15 protein-coding genes are annotated in these 18,557 nt (G+C 59.0%); 7 read left to right on the top strand and 8 right to left on the bottom strand.

All coding sequences use genetic code 11. The features are described from left to right. Positions 1 to 142 precede the first annotated feature (142 nt). Both ACVWYU_RS01325 and ACVWYU_RS01320 read right to left on the bottom strand, forming a co-directional pair. Complete coding sequence (locus ACVWYU_RS01325) at positions 143 to 1,147, bottom strand: phosphate ABC transporter substrate-binding protein PstS (RefSeq protein WP_090326711.1); 1,005 nt, start codon at positions 1,145 to 1,147, stop codon at positions 143 to 145. Positions 1,148 to 1,382: 235 nt separating this feature from the next. Continuing rightward, entirely contained in the window at positions 1,383 to 2,681 is a 1,299-nt protein-coding gene (locus ACVWYU_RS01320) for an MFS transporter (protein ID WP_390957779.1), read from the bottom strand. A 364-nt stretch (positions 2,682 to 3,045) separates the two neighbouring features. Between ACVWYU_RS01320 and ACVWYU_RS01315 the strand changes: the two genes are divergently transcribed. Both ACVWYU_RS01315 and ACVWYU_RS01310 read left to right on the top strand, forming a co-directional pair. Then, positions 3,046 to 3,450, top strand: a complete 405-nt coding sequence (locus ACVWYU_RS01315; RefSeq protein ID WP_047535207.1) for an acyl-CoA thioesterase — start codon at positions 3,046 to 3,048, stop codon at positions 3,448 to 3,450. Between the two features lie 72 nt (positions 3,451 to 3,522). Then, complete coding sequence (locus ACVWYU_RS01310) at positions 3,523 to 4,422, top strand: D-hexose-6-phosphate mutarotase (RefSeq protein WP_457371754.1); 900 nt, start codon at positions 3,523 to 3,525, stop codon at positions 4,420 to 4,422. Between the two features lie 115 nt (positions 4,423 to 4,537). Here ACVWYU_RS01310 and ACVWYU_RS01305 read toward each other — a convergent pair whose 3' ends face one another. The 4 genes from ACVWYU_RS01305 to purE form a co-directional block, all read right to left on the bottom strand. Further along, positions 4,538 to 5,074 (bottom strand): DUF3299 domain-containing protein, encoded by a 537-nt coding sequence (locus ACVWYU_RS01305; RefSeq protein ID WP_090326720.1) that lies wholly within the window; start codon positions 5,072 to 5,074, stop codon positions 4,538 to 4,540. Positions 5,075 to 5,162: 88 nt separating this feature from the next. Next, entirely contained in the window at positions 5,163 to 5,408 is a 246-nt protein-coding gene (locus ACVWYU_RS01300) for a GlsB/YeaQ/YmgE family stress response membrane protein (RefSeq protein ID WP_259497681.1), read from the bottom strand. A 106-nt stretch (positions 5,409 to 5,514) separates the two neighbouring features. Continuing rightward, complete coding sequence (locus tag ACVWYU_RS01295) at positions 5,515 to 6,597, bottom strand: 5-(carboxyamino)imidazole ribonucleotide synthase (protein ID WP_247255264.1); 1,083 nt, start codon at positions 6,595 to 6,597, stop codon at positions 5,515 to 5,517. A gap of 11 nt (positions 6,598 to 6,608) precedes the next feature. Continuing rightward, positions 6,609 to 7,100, bottom strand: coding sequence for a 5-(carboxyamino)imidazole ribonucleotide mutase (gene purE, locus ACVWYU_RS01290; protein ID WP_090326730.1), 492 nt, complete (start codon positions 7,098 to 7,100; stop codon positions 6,609 to 6,611). A gap of 402 nt (positions 7,101 to 7,502) precedes the next feature. Here purE and ACVWYU_RS01285 point away from each other — a divergent pair, with 402 nt between their 5' ends. Further along, positions 7,503 to 8,096: a reprolysin-like metallopeptidase gene (locus ACVWYU_RS01285; protein ID WP_457371753.1), complete on the top strand. Its 594-nt coding sequence runs from the start codon at positions 7,503 to 7,505 to the stop codon at positions 8,094 to 8,096. 49 nt (positions 8,097 to 8,145) lie between these two features. On the opposite strand, the gene ACVWYU_RS01280 is transcribed toward ACVWYU_RS01285, so the two are convergent. Further along, the gene (locus tag ACVWYU_RS01280; protein WP_390957790.1) at positions 8,146 to 9,057 is read right to left on the bottom strand and encodes a LysR substrate-binding domain-containing protein; all 912 of its coding nucleotides are present in this window, start codon (positions 9,055 to 9,057) and stop codon (positions 8,146 to 8,148) included. 180 nt (positions 9,058 to 9,237) lie between these two features. Between ACVWYU_RS01280 and aspA the strand changes: the two genes are divergently transcribed. The 3 genes from aspA to ACVWYU_RS01265 all read left to right on the top strand — a co-directional run bounded on the left by aspA (position 9,238) and on the right by ACVWYU_RS01265 (position 13,658). Continuing rightward, positions 9,238 to 10,662, top strand: a complete 1,425-nt coding sequence (gene aspA, locus ACVWYU_RS01275; protein WP_090326741.1) for an aspartate ammonia-lyase — start codon at positions 9,238 to 9,240, stop codon at positions 10,660 to 10,662. Positions 10,663 to 11,035: 373 nt separating this feature from the next. After that, positions 11,036 to 12,487: an alanine/glycine:cation symporter family protein gene (locus ACVWYU_RS01270; protein WP_457371752.1), complete on the top strand. Its 1,452-nt coding sequence runs from the start codon at positions 11,036 to 11,038 to the stop codon at positions 12,485 to 12,487. A gap of 166 nt (positions 12,488 to 12,653) precedes the next feature. Next, complete coding sequence (locus tag ACVWYU_RS01265) at positions 12,654 to 13,658, top strand: asparaginase (RefSeq protein ID WP_457371751.1); 1,005 nt, start codon at positions 12,654 to 12,656, stop codon at positions 13,656 to 13,658. 77 nt (positions 13,659 to 13,735) lie between these two features. Here ACVWYU_RS01265 and ACVWYU_RS01260 read toward each other — a convergent pair whose 3' ends face one another. After that, a complete protein-coding gene (locus tag ACVWYU_RS01260) occupies positions 13,736 to 17,146 on the bottom strand; it encodes a dermonecrotic toxin domain-containing protein (RefSeq protein WP_457371750.1) in 3,411 nt (1,136 codons plus the stop codon). Positions 17,147 to 17,364: 218 nt separating this feature from the next. On the opposite strand from ACVWYU_RS01260, the gene ACVWYU_RS01255 reads away from it, so the two are divergent. Further along, the gene (locus ACVWYU_RS01255; protein ID WP_457371749.1) at positions 17,365 to 18,372 is read left to right on the top strand and encodes an AraC family transcriptional regulator; all 1,008 of its coding nucleotides are present in this window, start codon (positions 17,365 to 17,367) and stop codon (positions 18,370 to 18,372) included. Positions 18,373 to 18,557 lie beyond the last annotated feature (185 nt).

Raw genomic sequence — 18,557 nt, 5'->3', positions numbered from 1 at the left:
ATGACAGAAAGATGACAGCACAGTGACGCGACAAATCCGCCGCTAGCGTTAGCCAGCAGTGGATAGAGGATTAGAAGTGTATGGGGGCGGCTCCTGCCGCCCCCATAAAAGTCCGAAGGGGGTTCACTTCGGACTCAATTTGTTACTTTTTTGCGACTTCAGCGCCGCCTTCGGACAGACCCAGGTCAGCCAGTGCTTTTGCGGCAACTTTGGCTGGCAGTGGGATGTAACCGTCTTTCACTACAACTTCCTGACCCTGCTTCGACAGAACCAGTTTCACGAACTCGGCTTCCAGCGGGGCCAGAGGCTTGTTCGGGGCCTTGTTGACGTACACGTACAGGAAGCGGGACAGCGGGTACTTGCCGTTCAGGGCGTTTTCTTCCGAGTCTTCGATGAAGTCGGTGCTGCCTTTCTTGGCCAGGGCTACAGTTTTCACGCTAGCGGTCTTGTAACCGATGCCCGAGTAACCGATGCCGTTCAGCGAGGAGCTGATCGACTGCACGACCGAAGCCGAACCTGGTTGTTCGTTGACGTTCGGTTTGTAATCGCCTTTGCACAGGGCTTCTTCTTTGAAGTAGCCGTAGGTGCCGGATACCGAGTTACGACCGAACAGTTGAACCGGCTTATTGGCCAGGTCGCCGGTCACGCCCAGGTCACCCCAGGTTTTGACTTCGGTCTTGGCGCCGCACAGACGAGTGGACGAGAAGATCGCGTCGACTTGTTCCATGGTCAGGTGCTGGATCGGGTTGTCTTTGTGCACGAACACCGCCAGGGCGTCCACGGCAACCGGGATAGCGGTTGGCTTGTAGCCGTACTTCTGCTCGAAGGCAGCCAGTTCGGTGTCCTTCATCTTGCGGCTCATCGGGCCCAGGTTGGAGGTGCCTTCAGTCAGCGCAGGTGGCGCGGTGGCAGAGCCAGCGGCCTGAATCTGGATGTTTACGTTCGGGTATTCTTTTTTGTAGTTCTCAGCCCACAGGGTCATGAGGTTGGCCAGGGTGTCGGAACCAACGCTGGACAAGTTGCCCGATACACCGGTGACCTTGGTGTAAGCCGGAATTGCCGGGTCAACGCCAGCGGCTACCGCGTGGGCAGTCGCAACGCCAGCAGCGACAAAAGTCATTGCCGCCATCAAACGCTTCAGTTTCATGCCTTACTCCTAGCAGATAGGGTGTGTTAAGTCGGGGCCAAGTATCAGCAGGCCGTGTGAACACTCTATGGCTGAAATATGACAATTGGATGAAAGGCCAGTATTAGGGGTTACGCAATAAACCGCGCAGCCCCATCGCGAGCAGGCTCCCACATCGATTCTGCGTTCACCACAGACTTCTGTGAGAGCGAGCCTGCTCGCGATGAGGCCCGTTCAATCGATGAAGGGGCTTGGTTTATCGACCCTTCTTCCAGAGATACCCACCCACCAGAATCCCCACCCCGCACAGGATCGCGACGTAGTAAGCCGGCCCCATCGGGCTTTCCTTGAGCAGCAGACTGACGATCATCGGCGTCAGTCCACCGAAAATGGCGTAGGCCACGTTGTAGGAAAAGGACAAGCCACTGAAGCGCACTACCGGTGGGAACGCCTTGACCATGACGTACGGCACCGCACCGATGGTGCCGACCAACAGGCCGGTCAGGGCGTACATCGGGAACAGCCAGTCAGGATGGTCGGCCAGGCCGTGATAGAAGGTCCAGGAGCTGGCCAGCAAGGCAGCGCAGCCGAACACGAACACTCGACCCGCGCCAAAGCGATCGGCCAATGCGCCGGCAATGACGCAACCAACGCTCAGGAAAACGATCGCCACACTGTTCGCCTGCAGGGATGTGGTCGGCGAGAAGTGGTAGACCGTTTGCAACACAGTCGGGGTCATCAGGATCAATACCACGATGGCCGCGGACAGCAGCCAGGTCAGCAACATGGAAATCGCGATGGCGCCACGGTGGTCACGCAGCACTGCACGCAGCGGCACTTCCTCGGCCAGGGCCTTGCGCAATTGCAGTTCGGCGAACACCGGGGTTTCGTGCAGCCAGCGGCGCAGGTACACCGAGAACAGGCCAAACACACCGCCCAACAGAAACGGAATCCGCCAGGCGTAATCCGACACCTCCACCGGGGTGTAAAGGCTGTTGATCGCCGTTGCAACCAGCGATCCCAGGAGGATACCTGCCGTCAAACCGCTGGTCAGGGTGCCGCAGGCGTAGCCAATGTGCCGCTGCGGAACGTGTTCGGAAACGAAGACCCAGGCGCCCGGCACTTCGCCGCCAATCGCCGCGCCCTGAATCACCCGCATCAGCAGCAACAGGATCGGCGCCCACAGGCCGATCTGCGCATAAGTCGGCAACAAGCCCATGATCAGGGTCGGTACCGCCATCATGAAAATGCTCAGGGTGAACATCTTCTTGCGCCCCAGCAGGTCGCCGAAGTGCGCCATCACGATGCCGCCCAGCGGGCGCGCCAGGTAGCCGGCAGCAAAGATGCCGAAGGTCTGCATCAAGCGCAGCCACTCTGGCATGTCCGCCGGGAAGAACAGCTTGCCCACCACCGTGGCAAAGAACACGAAAATGATGAAGTCGTAGAATTCCAGCGCGCCGCCCAGGGCCGACAGCGATAGGGTCTTGTAGTCGTTGCGGGTCAGCGGGCGTGCAGGCTGGCTTGGCTGCGCGATACTCGAGGGCGCGGTGGTCATGGCAAGGGCTTCTCTTATAGTCAAATCTGCCGCCCCAACAACGCTGGCAAGGGCTCGGGCAGGACCGGCACCATAACAAATTGTTCGAAAAAGCACATAGAGGTGCGTTTTTGACGGTCAAAATGAGAACCGGACGGTCGTCTAGGAGTCTACCGACCGATATACTCGCAATCTTGCGGAAGATTGAAAGGGTTGCTGTGCGAAAACGCCTGTCAGGTTCATAGGCGATTTCGCAGAGTTTCCCTTTAGGCGCCTGAAGAAAAACGTGACGAACGTAGTATGTTCGGTGCTTGGATCGTTTTTCCCGAAGACGGCTACCACCAGCAATACCAACGAAGAGTCACGGGTCAGAGGCACCCCCGGCATGATAGAGCTCGAACAAGAAGATCCGATTCCGCAAGGCGACCTGGCCCTGCAAATCACCGCGCTTCCTCGCGAAACCAACGGCTTTGGCGATATTTTCGGCGGCTGGCTGGTTTCGCAAATGGACTTGGCTGGCACCGCTATGGCCAGCAAGGTTGCCGGTGGACGCGTGGCCACGGTGGCGATCGACCGTATGGCATTCCTGGTTCCGGTGGCGGTGGGCGCTCAGCTCTCCTTCTATACGCAGGCACTGGAAATCGGCCGTAGCTCGATCAAGATGATGGTCGAGGTCTGGAGCGATGATCCGCTGTCCAGTGAATGGCGCAAAGTCACCGAAGCGGTATTCGTGTTCGTCGCCATCGATGGCAGCGGCCGCACCCGTTCGGTTCCGCCCAGAGCTCGTTAAAAAAAGGTTCGTTAAACCCGGCGATCTTTTTGCAGTCTGTAGTCGTCATTGTTCCTGATCGAGAGTTGCCCCATGAACACGCCCAACGTTGAAGCCGTGAAACTGGATGAGCTGAACTGCTGGCGCATCCGCCACGGCCAGGCCGAATTGCTGGTCGCCCAGCAAGGCGCGCAGATCCTCAGTTATCAACTGGCCGGCCAGCCACCACTGATCTGGCTCAACGACGAGGCGGTGTTCAAGACGGGCAAGAGCATTCGCGCCGGTGTGCCGGTTTGCTGGCCGTGGTTCGGTAACCTCGCGCGCAATCCGCAGAGCGTTCAGGCCATGCGCGTCAGCCACGAACCGGCGACCGCTCACGGTCTGGTGCGTGCGATGGACTGGGAACTGGGTGGCATCGAAACCGAGGGCGAAAGCCTCAACGTCGAATTCCTCCTGCCCTATCCCGAAGGCGGTTTGCCGGGCTGGCCACACCAGGTGGACTTGAAGCTGAACATTCGCCTGGATGAGCAACTGCACATCCGTTTGACCAGCCTCAACCGGGGCGCTGAAAACGTCACGATCAGCCAGGCGCTGCACAGCTATTTCGCCGTCAGCGATGTGCGCAACGTGCAGGTCGAAGGACTGGATGGCCTGGACTATATCGAGACACTGGACGACTGGAAAACCGTGACTCAGTCCGGCGACCTGCGATTTGCCGGCGAGACCGATCGCATCTACCTGAACACCCCGGCGACCCTGAGCATCGTCGATCCAGCCTGGGAGCGACGCATCGAGCTGACCAGCACTGGCTCACGCTCTGCGGTGATCTGGAACCCCTGGATCGATCGCGCCGCTGCGTTCAGCGACATGGCCAACGATGGCTGGCAGCGCATGCTGTGCATCGAAACGGCGAATGTGATGGGTGACGTGGTTTCGCTGGCGCCGGGTGCGAGCCATACCTTGGGCGTCAGCATCGCCAGCAAGCCACTCTAAGCTGCGCTAAAAACAGTGTGGGAGCGAGCCTGCTCGCGATGAGGTCACCCCATCCAACATCATCGTTGGCTGTCAGGTTGCTATCGCGAGCAGGCTCGCTCCCACATTTGAATCTCTACAGATCGGACTCTTTCACCACCCGCACCTTCGCCGCATCCAGCGCATACGCCGCATCGGCCAGGTCATTGCTGACCTTCTCGATCTTCAACGTGCCGGTCACCCACAACGGCGTGTAGATATCGTTCAGTTTCAAACCTTTTGGATACCGCACCAGCACCAGTTGATTCGGTGGTGGTGGCGGCACGTGGATGCAGGCGCCTGGGTATGGCACCAGGAAAAACAGGGTGCTGCGCCCTTTCTCGTCTGTTTCCAACGGCACTGGATAGCCACCGATACGGATGTCCTTATCGTTCATCGACGCAACGGTTTTGGTCGAATACATCACCGCAGGCAGGCCTTTGCTCTGCTTCATGCCACCCTTTTGTGTAAAGGTGCCATTGGCCTCGGGGGAGTTGTGGTCGATTTCAGGCATGGCCTCAAGGGCTTTCTGATCCGACTTGGGCATCAGTTCGAGCCAGTCGGTTTCCGGCAGTTCGCCGGCGTGGGCAAAGCCCGTACCCAGGAAAAGAAGTGTCAACAAAAGACGGCGCATGAAGGTGCTCGGTAAAAGGAAGGACGGTGATTCGCCGGGCATTTTAGCCCTCTCGGGTTGCGCGGCCGAGAGGACTTTGTCGTACGAATCAGCTCTTTTTGATCAGGCCGTAGATCACCAGCAACACAATGGCGCCAACCAGGGCACCAATGAAGCCTGCACCTTGCCCGGCCTGGTAAATGCCTAACGCCTGACCGCCATACGTGGCTGCCAGCGAACCGCCAATACCGAGCAGGATGGTCATGATCCAGCCCATGCTGTCATCGCCCGGTTTCAGGAACCGCGCCAGCAGGCCGACGATCAGGCCGATAAAGATGGTTCCGATAATTCCCATGGCATTTCCCTCTGAATGGATAGTCATGCGAAAGCCTAGCCAGACTTTCGCATCCTGCCATGAGAGAACGGCGACCCCTTAATGGTTCCGCCGCTGCCACATGAAACTATTCGGCAATGAGCGCTTCGACCTTGAGGATCTGCGCGGCCAGCGTCTCGCGGTCCGCACAACGCAGGTTGGCGTGACCGACCTTGCGCCCCACCTTGAAGGCCTTGCCATAGTGATGCAGGTGGCAATCGGCGATGGCCAGGACTTTCTCGGTCTCCGGCACTTTGCCGATGAAGTTGAGCATGGCGCTCTCACCAACCTTGGCCGTAGAACCCAACGGCAGGCCGGCCACGGCGCGCAGGTGGTTTTCGAACTGGCTGCATTCGGCGCCTTCGGTGGTCCAGTGTCCGGAGTTGTGTACGCGCGGGGCGATTTCGTTGGCCTTGAGGCCACCGTCGACTTCAAAGAACTCGAATGCCATGACGCCCACATAATCCAGCTGCTTGAGCACGCGACTGGAATAGTCTTCGGCCAGCGCTTGCAGCGGGTGATTGGTGCTGGCCACGGACAGCTTGAGGATGCCGCTGTCGTGAGTGTTATGCACCAGCGGGTAGAACCGGGTTTCACCGTCGCGCGCGCGCACAGCGATCAATGAAACTTCACCGGTGAACGGCACGAAGCCTTCCAGCAGGCAGGCGACGCTGCCCAGCTCGGCGAACGTGCCGACCACGTCTTCAGGGGTGCGCAGCACTTTCTGGCCTTTGCCGTCGTAACCCAGGGTGCGGGTCTTGAGCACGGCCGGCAGACCGATGGAGGCCACGGCGGCGTCGAGATCGGCCTGCGACTGGATGTCGGCAAACGCCGGGGTTGGAATCCCCAGGTCCTTGAACATGCTCTTCTCGAACCAGCGATCGCGGGCAATGCGCAGGGCTTCGGCACTCGGATACACCGGAACGAATTGCGACAGGAACGCCACGGTTTCGGCCGGGACGCTCTCGAACTCGAAGGTCACCAGATCGACTTCATCGGCCAACTGACGCAGGTGATCCTGGTCGCCGTAGTCGGCGCGCAGGTGTTCACCCAATGCCGCCGCGCAGGCGTCCGGCGCCGGGTCCAGGAAAGCGAAGTTCATGCCCAGCGGAGTACCCGCCAGCGCCAACATGCGACCCAACTGGCCGCCACCGATTACACCGATCTTCATCGTCAACAACCTCAGGCAATGCGTGGGTCTGGATTATCCAGGACGCTGTCTGTCTGCTCAGCACGGAAGGTTTTCAGCACTTCATGGAACTGCGGGTGCTTGGCGCCAAGGATACTCGCCGACAGCAGCGCGGCGTTGATCGCGCCGGCCTTGCCGATGGCCAGGGTGGCGACCGGAATGCCCGCTGGCATCTGCACAATGGAGAGCAGGGAATCGACGCCCGAGAGCATCGACGACTGCACCGGAACGCCCAGTACCGGCAGGTGGGTCTTGGCCGCACACATACCAGGCAAGTGGGCCGCGCCACCGGCACCGGCGATGATCACCTCGATACCACGCGCCTCGGCTTCTTCAGCGTACTGGAACAGCAGGTCCGGGGTGCGGTGGGCAGAGACCACTTTCACCTCGTAAGGGATGCCGAGCTTTTCCAGCATATCGGCGGTGTGGCTAAGGGTGGACCAATCGGACTTGGAGCCCATGATCACGCCAACCAGTGCACTCATCGTCGTGCCTCTTCTCTCTGGGCGCCCGCAGGCGCGTCAAAAAACAACAAGCCACGCAGAATGCGTGGCTTGATTGTACGAATTATGGCCGGGCGAACCGGCCGAAGGCCGCGCAGTATACCGCAATACGACAGATAAACAGCCCCTGTTGCGACCATCTGTCATCTGAGGCGGCATGAACATTTACTGACTTTAAAGTCAGCCGGTACAGCTATTCCAGATGCACGGCTCATATAGATAAAAGCACCAACTTCAACACCAAATAATTTGCAAAAAACCGAAACTATGCAATTGAAAGAAACATAGATTTATTCGCAACCCCGGAGCAACAGACATAAATTAACCAACTCCACGATCAATAAACAAACAGCCGAAACAACCTTTTCTTAAAAGGACTTAAGAATGACGAACACCATTGAGCAAAAGAAAAAACCCATCATCATTATCGCCATCATTCACGACGATGTAACGGCATCCGCACGGAAAACGATTTATGCAGATTACTTTTATCCATTTATAACGGAACTGGAAAGTTTCACCGGGCGAAAATTCCACGTCATTTTTGGTAAAGGCGACCCTTATAGCAACTTCGACTACAAGGGTAGCGATCCATTGAAAACTCTACAAAAATGGGAATCCCATTGCTACAGGTATATAAATAAGCTGGAAGAACAAGGTCATACCTTTGATGAAATCCCCCTGGTAGTGCTGCTCACCAATGATAGTCTGAACGAGAAAACTCTAGGCGCCGCACTTGTTCGCCAACCCTCTCAAATCGGAACCTTTGCTATCGCCTCGCTGTCCAGCTACGCAACAGTCGGCCATGAAATCGGGCACTTACTTGGTGCCAAACATGAAGACTCGGAAGTCCAGTACAACGGCTGGTGGTGTGAGACTTATATGACCCCACAGGGAGACTCCATGAAATCAAATTGTTATACCTATAGCCCAGCCAACCGAGAAAACATAAAAAACTTCCTGAACAGCAAAGCTTGAAGTTTTATCTCATCGGCAGAGGTCAATTAAACTTCCAATTTTTCCCGAATCAGCTGTTACCGCTCGCCGCCCCACCCTCCAGCTTGCGCCACAGCAACCGCACATTGGCCTTGCGCACCAGGGCGCAGCGGTACAGACGAATCTCCAGCGGCACGTGCCATTGCGGTCCGCCGCAGACCACCAGTTCACCGCGCGCCAGTTCGGCGCGCACACTGAGTTGCGGTACCCAGGCGATGCCCAGGCCCTCCAGCGCCATGCTCTTGAGACTGTCGGCCATGGCGGTTTCGTAGATGGTGGTGAAGCGCAGTGCTCGCTGGCGCAGCAACATGTTCACCGAGCGACCGAGAAACGCACCGGCGCTGTAGGCCAGCAACGGCACACTGCCTTCGCCTTCCAGATCGAACAGCGGCTTGCCCTCTGCATCCGCCGCGCAGACCGGCAACATCTCGGTTTGGCCCAGGTGCAGCGAGGGGAAGATTTCCGGGTCCATCTGCATCGCGGCATCCGGGTCATAGAACGCCAGCATCAAATCGCAGCCCCCTTCACGCAAGGCATGCACCGCATCACCAACGTTGGTCGCCACCAATCGCGTGGCGATGTTCAGGCCTTCATTGCGCAGCTGGGCGATCCAGCGCGGAAAGAACCCCAGCGCCAGCGAGTGAGCGGCAGCGATCTGCATCACTTCACCCTGCCCGCCTTCCAGATGATGCAAATGGCGCAGCACTTCACCGAGTTGCTCGACTACGGTTCGCGCAGTAACGAGGAACAACTGCCCCGCCGCCGTCAATTCCACAGGCGTACGCGAACGGTTGACCAGCGTCAGCCCCAGCGCGGCCTCCAGGCTGCGGATCCGCCGACTGAACGCCGGCTGGGTCACGAAACGTCGCTCCGCCGCCTGGGAGAAACTGCGGGTGGCGGCCAGGGCACTAAAGTCCTCCAGCCATTTGCTTTCCAGATTCATCACGTCCTCCCGGACACGCACCAATTTAGGTCACACGCTCGCCGGACACACGGCGTCACACAGGCATTATGCCGAATGTGCATAGGCCAGTGTTTAACAGCATTGGCCCAAATTTCTCCACAAGCCTAGCATTTGCAGTGTTCCGGCACAGACCGGGTCCATATTGAGATGATTTCTATCATGTCCTCCGCTGCATCATTCCGCACAGAAAAAGACCTGCTTGGCGTACTCGAAGTACCGGCTCAAGCGTATTACGGCATCCAGACCCTGCGAGCGGTGAACAACTTCCGTCTCTCCGGCGTTCCGATTTCGCACTACCCGAAGCTGGTTGTCGGCCTGGCCATGGTCAAACAAGCCGCCGCTGACGCCAACCGTGAACTGGGTCACCTCAGTGAAGCCAAACACGCGGCCATCAGCGAAGCCTGTGCACGTCTGATCCGCGGCGACTTCCACGAAGAGTTCGTGGTAGACATGATTCAAGGCGGCGCTGGCACTTCGACCAACATGAATGCCAACGAAGTGATCGCCAACATCGCACTGGAGGCCATGGGTCACCAGAAAGGCGAATACCAGTACCTGCACCCGAACAACGACGTGAACATGGCGCAGTCGACCAACGACGCTTATCCGACGGCCATCCGCCTGGGTCTGCTGTTGGGTCACGACGCCCTGCTCGCCAGCCTCGACAGCCTGATCCAGGCCTTCGCCGCCAAGGGTGAAGAATTCAGCCACGTCCTGAAGATGGGTCGTACCCAGCTGCAAGACGCCGTGCCGATGACCCTGGGCCAGGAATTCCGCGCCTTCGCCACCACTCTGGGCGAAGACCTGGCGCGTCTGAAGACCCTGGCTCCGGAAGTCCTGACCGAAGTGAACCTGGGCGGCACCGCGATCGGTACCGGCATCAACGCCGACCCGCGTTACCAGCACCTGGCCGTTCAACGCCTGGCCCTGATCAGCGGTCAACCGCTGGTTCCGGCAGCCGACCTGATCGAAGCCACTTCCGACATGGGCGCCTTCGTGCTGTTCTCCGGCATGCTCAAGCGCACCGCGGTCAAGCTGTCGAAGATCTGCAACGACCTGCGTCTGCTGTCCAGCGGCCCACGCACCGGCATCAACGAAATCAACCTGCCAGCGCGTCAGCCGGGCAGCTCGATCATGCCAGGCAAGGTCAACCCGGTTATTCCGGAAGCCGTTAACCAGGTAGCGTTCCAGATCATCGGTAACGACCTGGCGCTGACCATCGCGGCCGAAGGCGGCCAGCTGCAACTGAACGTGATGGAGCCGCTGATCGCCTTCAAGATCTTCGACTCGATCCGCCTGCTGCAACGCGCCATGGACATGCTGCGCGAGCACTGCATCGTCGGCATCACTGCCAACGAAGAGCGCTGCCGTGAACTGGTCGAGCACTCGATCGGCCTGGTCACCGCACTGAACCCGTACATCGGCTATGAAAACGCCACCCGTATCGCCCGTATCGCGCTCGAAAGCGGCCGCGGCGTGCTGGAACTGGTGCGCGAAGAAGGCTTGCTCGACGACGCCATGCTCGCCGACATCCTGCGCCCGGAAAACATGATTGCTCCGCGTCTGGTTCCGCTTAAAGCCTGATCCGACGCGTTACCTGTAGCACCGCTCACCAGGTCGAGGGACTAGACACCTCTCACCTTTTGAGGGCTTGGAGATCAGTCTCCAGGCCCTTTTTTTTGCTTTTTGGTGAGAGCAGGCTCGCTCCTGCAGGAGACGAATGCATCAAAACCGTGCAGACGGACGGCACCGTCATCGGTATAGTGCCGCCCCTCTTCGCAGGGGCGGCCGTCGGTAGCGAGACCACAACCCATGCGAAACCCGAACTAATAACAAACCCGCGATATGAAACCGGGACGAACATCGACCCGCCTGTTGTGCCGTGCGCCAACGGGTGTAACGCGATGTTTCGATCCGGCCAGCATTTGCCTACACAAAAAACAGCGAGGAATAATCCATGCTCGAAGTCATTAACGACTTCCTCTCAGGGAAAGTACTGATCGTGCTCATAGTCGGGCTCGGTAGCTACTTCACGATCCGCTCGCGTTTCGTTCAATTGCGTCACTTCTTCCACATGTTCGCGGTGTTCCGCGACAGCCTCAAAAGCAGCGCCGGGCAACTCAGCTCGTTCCAGGCCCTGATGCTCAGCCTTGCCGGCCGTGTCGGTGCGGGCAACATCGCCGGTGTCGGCATCGCCGTGACCCTTGGTGGGCCAGGCGCGGTGTTCTGGATGTGGGTGACCGCGCTGGTCGGCATGTCCAGCAGCTTCTTCGAATGCTCCCTTGGCCAGCTCTACAAACGTGCCGATGCCGACGGCACCTACCGTGGCGGCCCGTCCTACTACATCCAGCACGGTTTGCAAAAACGCTGGCTCGGCATGCTCATGGCATTCCTGCTGCTGGTGACGTTCGGCTTCGCCTTCAACGGCCTGCAAGCCCACGCCGTGACCCACTCGCTGAACAATGCCTTTGGTCTGGACACGACTTACACCGGCATCGGCCTGGCCGTGCTGCTGGGCCTGGTGTTCATCGGCGGGATCAAGCGCATCGCCAAGGTCGCTGACCTGCTGGTGCCGGTCAAAACCCTGGTGTACATCGGCGTGACCGTCTATGTGATCGTGCTGCAGTTCGACCAGGTGCCAGGCATGCTGATGACCATCGTCAAAAGCGCCTTCGGCCTGGATCAGGCCTTTGGCGGCCTGATCGGCAGCGCCATCGTCATGGGCGTGAAGCGTGGCGTGTTCGCCAACGAAGCGGGCCTGGGCAGCGCGCCCAACGTGGCCGCTGTCGCGTCGGTCGAGCACCCGGTGGCGCAAGGTGTGGTGCAGGCATTCAGCGTGTTCCTCGATACGTTCGTGATCTGCACCTGCACCGCGTTGCTGATCCTGCTCTCGGGCTTCTACACCCCCGGCTTCGAAGGTGACGGCATCGCGCTGACCCAGAACTCCCTGGCCGCCGTGGTCGGTGACTGGGGCCGGATGTTCATTTCCGTGGCGCTGGCGTTGTTCGTGTTCACTTCGATCCTCTACAACTACTACCTGGGCGAGAGCAACCTGCGCTTCCTGATCGGTGAAAACCGCAAGGCGCTGATGGGCTACCGCGCGCTGGTACTGGTATTGATCTTCTGGGGCGCCATCGAGAACCTCGGCACCGTGTTCGCCTTCGCCGACATCACCATGACCATGCTGGCGTTCGTCAACCTGATCGCGCTGTTCCTGCTGTTCAAGGTCGGCATGCGCATCCTGCGAGATTACGACGACCAACGCGCCGCCGGGATCAAGACGCCAGTGTTCGACTCCGCCAAGTTCCCGGACCTGGATCTGGACCGCAAGGCCTGGCCAGCCAATCCGCCGGCCGCCGCCCCTCAGGCACAGGCTGAGCCGCAAGGCGTACCCGCAGCGCAACGCTGACAGGTAAATGACGGGCGCATCCCATGCGCCCGTCAGTTAAAGTGCATTACCTGTGGGAGCGCGCCTGCTCGCGATAGCGGTTAATCATTCAACATTGTTGTTGGCGGAATAACAGCCATCGCGAGCAGGCTCGCTCCCACATGTCATCTCTTGTGGAGACCTCCAGATGATCCCCAATTCCTACCCTGCCGCCCAGCACGTCATGGTGCTCTACACCGGCGGCACCATCGGCATGCAAGCCAGTGCCCATGGCCTGGCACCCGCATCCGGTTTCGAAGCGCGGATGCGCGAGTACCTGCACAGTCAACCGGAACTGGTGGTGCCGCAGTGGCGCTTTCGCGAGATGTCGCCCCTGATCGACAGCGCCAACATGACCCCGGCCTACTGGCAGCAACTGCGTGAAGCCGTGGTCGACGCCGTGGATGTGCAAGGCTGCGACAGCGTGCTGATCCTGCATGGCACCGACACCCTGGCCTACAGCGCTGCGGCGATGAGCTTCCAGTTGCTTGGCCTGCAGGCCCGTGTGTGTTTCACCGGGTCCATGCTGCCGGCCGGTGTCACCGACAGCGATGCCTGGGAAAACCTCAGCGGCGCACTGGTTGCCTTGGGCCAAGGTCTGGCACCGGGTGTGCACCTGTACTTCCACGGCGAGCTGTTGGCGCCGACCCGCTGCGCGAAAGTGCGCAGCTTTGGCCGTCATCCCTTCAAACGCCTGGAGCGTCAGGGCGGTGGTGTGAAGGCGCCTTCGATTGCGCCGCAGCTGCATTACAACCAGCCCAAACAACTGGCGAATGTTGCGGTACTGCCGCTGTTTCCCGGCATCGGCGCCGAGGTACTGGATGGCTTGCTCGCCAGCGGTATTCAGGGGCTGGTGCTGGAGTGCTATGGCAGTGGCACCGGGCCGAGCGACAACCCCGGGTTTCTCGCCAGCCTGGGGCGAGCGCGGGACAAAGGCGTGGTGGTGGTGGCGGTCACGCAGTGCCATGAAGGTGGCGTCGAGCTGGATGTCTATGAGGCCGGCAGTCGCTTGCGCGGTGCCGGTGTGTTGTCCGGTGGAGGCATGACTCGCGAAGCGGCATTCGGCAAATTGCACGGGTTGTTGGGGGCGGGGCTGGAAATCGCTGAAGTGCGACGACTGGTCGAACTCGACCTCTGTGGCGAACTGGTCTGAGGTAAACAGGACTGGCTTGCAGTCTTGCAAGCCTTCCTGACCGTCGCCGCCAGGAAGGCTTGCCCTGTCACTTCAGTCTATGGATGTAAAAACACCTTCCTGGCCAGCGCAGGACTGATATTTTCACGCCATATGCGGGTCACTGCTTGGCAAGCCGCTTGTTGATCCTTCTGAAAATTCAGACCCTGGCGACGCTGCGCGACTGTTTTCAGATGGGCCTTAGTGAAGGATGCTGGCGCAGCCTCCTTTGTCGAGTAATGAAAATGTGCATACCACAGCACATTGTTGTTGGCGGAGTCGAGAATCTGGTACTCCTGCAAAAAATCAGTGCCTTTGCCTGCTGAGCTGTCGGTTCGCTCGCCGATCTTCTGGATGCGTATCTCTTCTTTCTCCCATAGATAATCCACTGCTCCCGCAGTCGGCTTCCGTGATTTGTACATTTCAATCCGTGTTTGCTGTGCCAGTTTCCGAAGATGCATGGCTGTATCCCTCAAGTCATCTACGATTGGCTTTAATGACACTTCACCCACTGGCCGGGTCAATTGCTCGATATCGTCGGCTACGGCTTCCAACGGATCAGCCTGATTCATGATGAGAGTCTCTACGTCGGCCGGCGGGCGATCAGATTTGGACATCCGTCCGGCCTCAGCCAACTGCCCTTGGTATCCGGCCAATAGATCCTGCGCTTTTTTCTCCAGCTGCTTGAGCTTCCTTTTAGCCCGAACACTAAGCCCTGCGCCTCCCAGCAGACGCAGGCGGAAATCGAAGTTCCAGCGACCCTGCCCGTCACTTTTCAGCCAAGGCCCCCTGCGCGACGCCCCCTGCGGATCCGTGATCACGACCCCGTCCAATGTGGGCGACACCCGAAACCAGTCATCTTCGACACGGGCATACCAGTACTCGCCTTGCTGATATAGCCCGCGAAACTCGCCGGATTCGACCACCGCATCTGCGCGCAACGGCTGCGAGAGCTTGAATGAGTTGAGATCGGCCAGCTGACGAGCTGATAACTGGCCTCGCGCAGTGTTCCAGCCATGAGAAAGCTTCGGTTCCCCGCCGAAAGGGCCGACAGGCCGCCTGTCGATTTTATTGTCGAGCGGGATGCGCTGATCGAGCGCGGTTTCGCCGACGACGCCAGACGCTTCGGTGTGCGCAATAGCAAGTACGGGCGAACCCGTATGCACCAGTATCAAGGCCAGGTTCATCAACACATCTGCCGCTGCTTCCAATCGATTCTCGGCATTTTCACGTTGAACAAACACTTCAATGCTCTTGGTGAGCTGGACCAAAAGGCCGATAGCTGCCAATGGGCCGTCCAACAGTGGCTGTAGCAAGTTGAACAATGCCCACCCGAAGTCCTTTACTTGATCCCAACGGGCCTCTGAGTTCGATACGGAATCACCTTTGGCCTGCTCGATCAGCGCTTGGGCACAAGACCGGTACAGTGTGCTGAACACATCAATTGCCAGCGGCCCGCTGGCGAGCGAAACACGTTGCGACTGGAGCGCGTCGAAGTCACCGAACACTACCCGTCCCTCGTGGGGCTCCACGAAGCCGCCGTTGGCATAGACGTGGCGAATCGAGGGTGCCAGCCCGGCAAGCACGCTGCGCTGCAATGATTCATTCTCCTGAATGGCAATCAATAGAGCTTCCCATGAGGCAAACTCGAGCATTGGCTCGTCCGAAGCAGGCCGGTAAAGAACATGTGGCCCACGTCCAAGCTCCTGCGGGCCGATCACAAACATGTTCAAGACGTAGTCAGCACTGGAGGCGGTTCCAACCTGGAACCCCAGCGGTCTGACCACTATGGCATGTCCCTCGACCTGGCGATCGACCGTCTCCGATTGCAGGGCGGCGACAACCTGGCAATAGGCCGTATCCGACAAGCGATGACGGATTTTCAACTCCAGGGCCAACAGCGGCAGCTGAATGTGCATGCTCGCGCGAAACTGTTGTCGTCGCTGGTTACACTCAGAAGGGTCGTCCAGCAATTTACGCTGCAACATGTCGGGATAACGCTGGCCGATGTCGGCGCGAGTGGTCAGTTCCCGCAGGTAGTCATACGTCAGCCACGGCGGTGGTTCACCGTTGCGATAATGAATCTGCGCTGGAACCAGGGGCAAGGCGCCGATGTTTTTCACCGCCAGTTGCGCAAAGGTCGAGCGGGTGGTCTGGTAGCGAGGCTCGGGGAATGGCGGGTCGATGATTTCGAATGTCGTGTTCTCCAATCGCTGTAGCGTCACCTCGATATCGCCCACATTGATAGACTTGCGGGCCTCATCGTCCTCGACCATCAGTGCCTTCAATGCCTGCTCGGCATATTCATGAATCGGGGCGATGTCCGACAGGTATGAGGCACCGGTTCGATTCCGGGCCGCCAGCAAGGCCAGCAACCGGCTGTAAGTAGCGCGCTCCGCCGGATAAGCCTGCTTGAGCCATGACGGCAATAAATCTTCCAGGGTCGACAACCTGGCTTCATGGCCTGAACGAAAGGCACCGAGCAACATCGTCGGGCTACTGAGCTGGTCCAATCGTCGCTCAAGGCCAGGCAAGTCGACGAAGGCTGCGGGCTTGATCGTCGCAATCACCTGCAGCTGACGCTCGAGAAGGCTCAGGGTCAACGCCTCGAAAATGTCATGTTCCGCCCAGTAGTTTCTTAGCGACAGCTGCTGGCGGGCGCCAAACCATGATTGCACCATGGCTTGCTCGGAGCTGAACACTTCGATTCCGCCGGACAATGTGTACAGCAATGCAATGGTTCGCCCTTCCACCTTGCGAATCATCGACAGGACAATCACATCATCCGGCGTCGAGGTGCTGACGTCCTCGTACACATATGTCACGGCAGTCTCGGTCGCAGCTTCGCCCTGGACTGTTTCGCGCTGGGTACTGTCGGGGTAATCAAGTACGCTCTGGACCGTCAAAAATGGATCACCGGCAAGTGCCTGAGAGGCTATGAACAGTTGCTCCCGGAACAGGTCGCGAAGTTGTTGCCAGGCGCTGCCATCGTCCTCATTCGATTGGCTCCAGAAGGCTGCCAGATCATGTTGATAGCACTCCAGTAACTGCTGCCCCCACTCATCGAGGACCTCCTGGATTTCGCTCAAATCGACGTCAATGGCCAGCGGAGTTGCTACGTTGGAATGCCGTGAGAGAACGCTCTTGTCACTGAATACTTTGCAACTGCCCTGCCAGTAACTTTCGAGCAAAAGATCTGGCAGTCCATAGCTTTGATAACCAGCAAAGCTTGAGCCTCCCGGCGTTTCACTCCACCGAGGCTCGAGAATGACAGCGCTTTCCACCTGGATATCGAGATTGGGAAACCGGTCATCAAGGACTTGTTGCAAGGTTCTTCGTGCCGTTTCTCGCAAGGTCGGGCGATCGGCAAACAAGTGCAAAACGCTCAAGGCCTGTGAAACGACGTCAGCGTCCGGCCGAAGCCGATGCGGCGGGTGGGTGATGGTTGGGGTAACGTTTGAAGATGTCATGATTGAGGTCCATCTCTGGGTACATGAAATGTCGTAACAACAGCCAACGCATAGGTGCGCGGCGACCGTGACCAAGATAAAAACCTCGCTGACACGGGGGGCGGTATCCGGGTATGGCGTCTGTAACCGCCGACTTCACCGGGCGTGCCGAAACCCCATTGGTCCGGTCCCGGCACACAACTTGCTCCCATTCCAGCAACCCAAGACTGGAAGTCGCCATGCTCCACTCCCACCTCACGACCCTCAACGCCGTCTCGCTGATCCTCAACACCTTCAAGGCCGAAGGCTTGTCCAGTGAGGCGCTATTGGCCGGCAGCGGCATCAGTGCGGCGGATCTGAACCGTGCCGACACGCGCATCACCACCAATCAAGAGATGCAAGTCTGCGCCAACGCAGTCGCACTCAAGCGTGACATCGGCCTGGAGCTGGGTCGGCGGATGCACGTGTCCTGCTACGGCATACTCGGCTATGCACTGCTCACCAGTGCCACCTTCGGTGACGCTTTGCGTCTGGCGATGCGATATCCGGCGCTGCTGGGAACACTTTTCGAATTGAGCCTGGAGGAGGATGGCGAGCGTGTCTGGTTCGTCGCGGCCGATTATCGCGAGAGCCCGGCGATGGCGGTGTTCAACGCCGAGTTCTGCCTGGTTTCGCTCAAGGTCATCTGCGACGACCTGCTCGGTCATCCGCTGCCACTGCTCGCTGCTCGCTTCGAACACGCCGCACCCGACTACGAAGCGACCTACGCCGAACACTTCGACTGCCCGCTGCATTTCGGGGCACGGGACAACGCCTTCGCCTTCGACAGGCGCTGGCTCGACCAGCCCCTGCCATTGGCCGACCTGATAACCCATCAAGCCATGGCCGAACGCTGCCGCAAACAGAACGTCGAGTTCACCGGACGCCAGGCGTGGCTGGGGCGAATTCGGCAACTGCTCAGCGCGCAACTGAATGCCGCGCCTGGGCTGGAGGGACTGGCCGAGCAAATGAATTGTTCGGCGCGAACCTTGCGTCGGCACCTCAAGGACCTGGGCTGCAGCTATCAGGAATTGCTCGATGAATTGCGCTTCGAGCAGGCCAAGCAAATGCTGTGCGAGGATCAGTTGCCGATCTATCAGATCGCCGAGGCCCTGGGTTTCAGCGAGACCGCCAGCTTTCGCCATGCCTTCGTGCGCTGGAGTGGTGTAGCGCCGAGCCAGTTCCGCCCGCAGCACCGGCCCTCGTAGGCGCTTGCCAGCGAAGAGGCCAGTGCATCCGGCACATCCACAGCGGCTGTAATGCCACCTTCGCAGGCGAGCCCGCTTCCACAGAGTCTGCATTCCACTGAATTTAGATAATAAAAACTGTCTTGCGATGCCCCCGCATTCCGCGATTCGCAGGACGAAGATACAATGCTGCAAAACTGTCTCAA

The sequence above is a fragment of the Pseudomonas sp. TE12234 genome, assembly GCF_054061835.1.
Note: the sequence above shows the minus strand (reverse complement) of the source record. Positions and strands in the feature narration are given on the sequence as shown.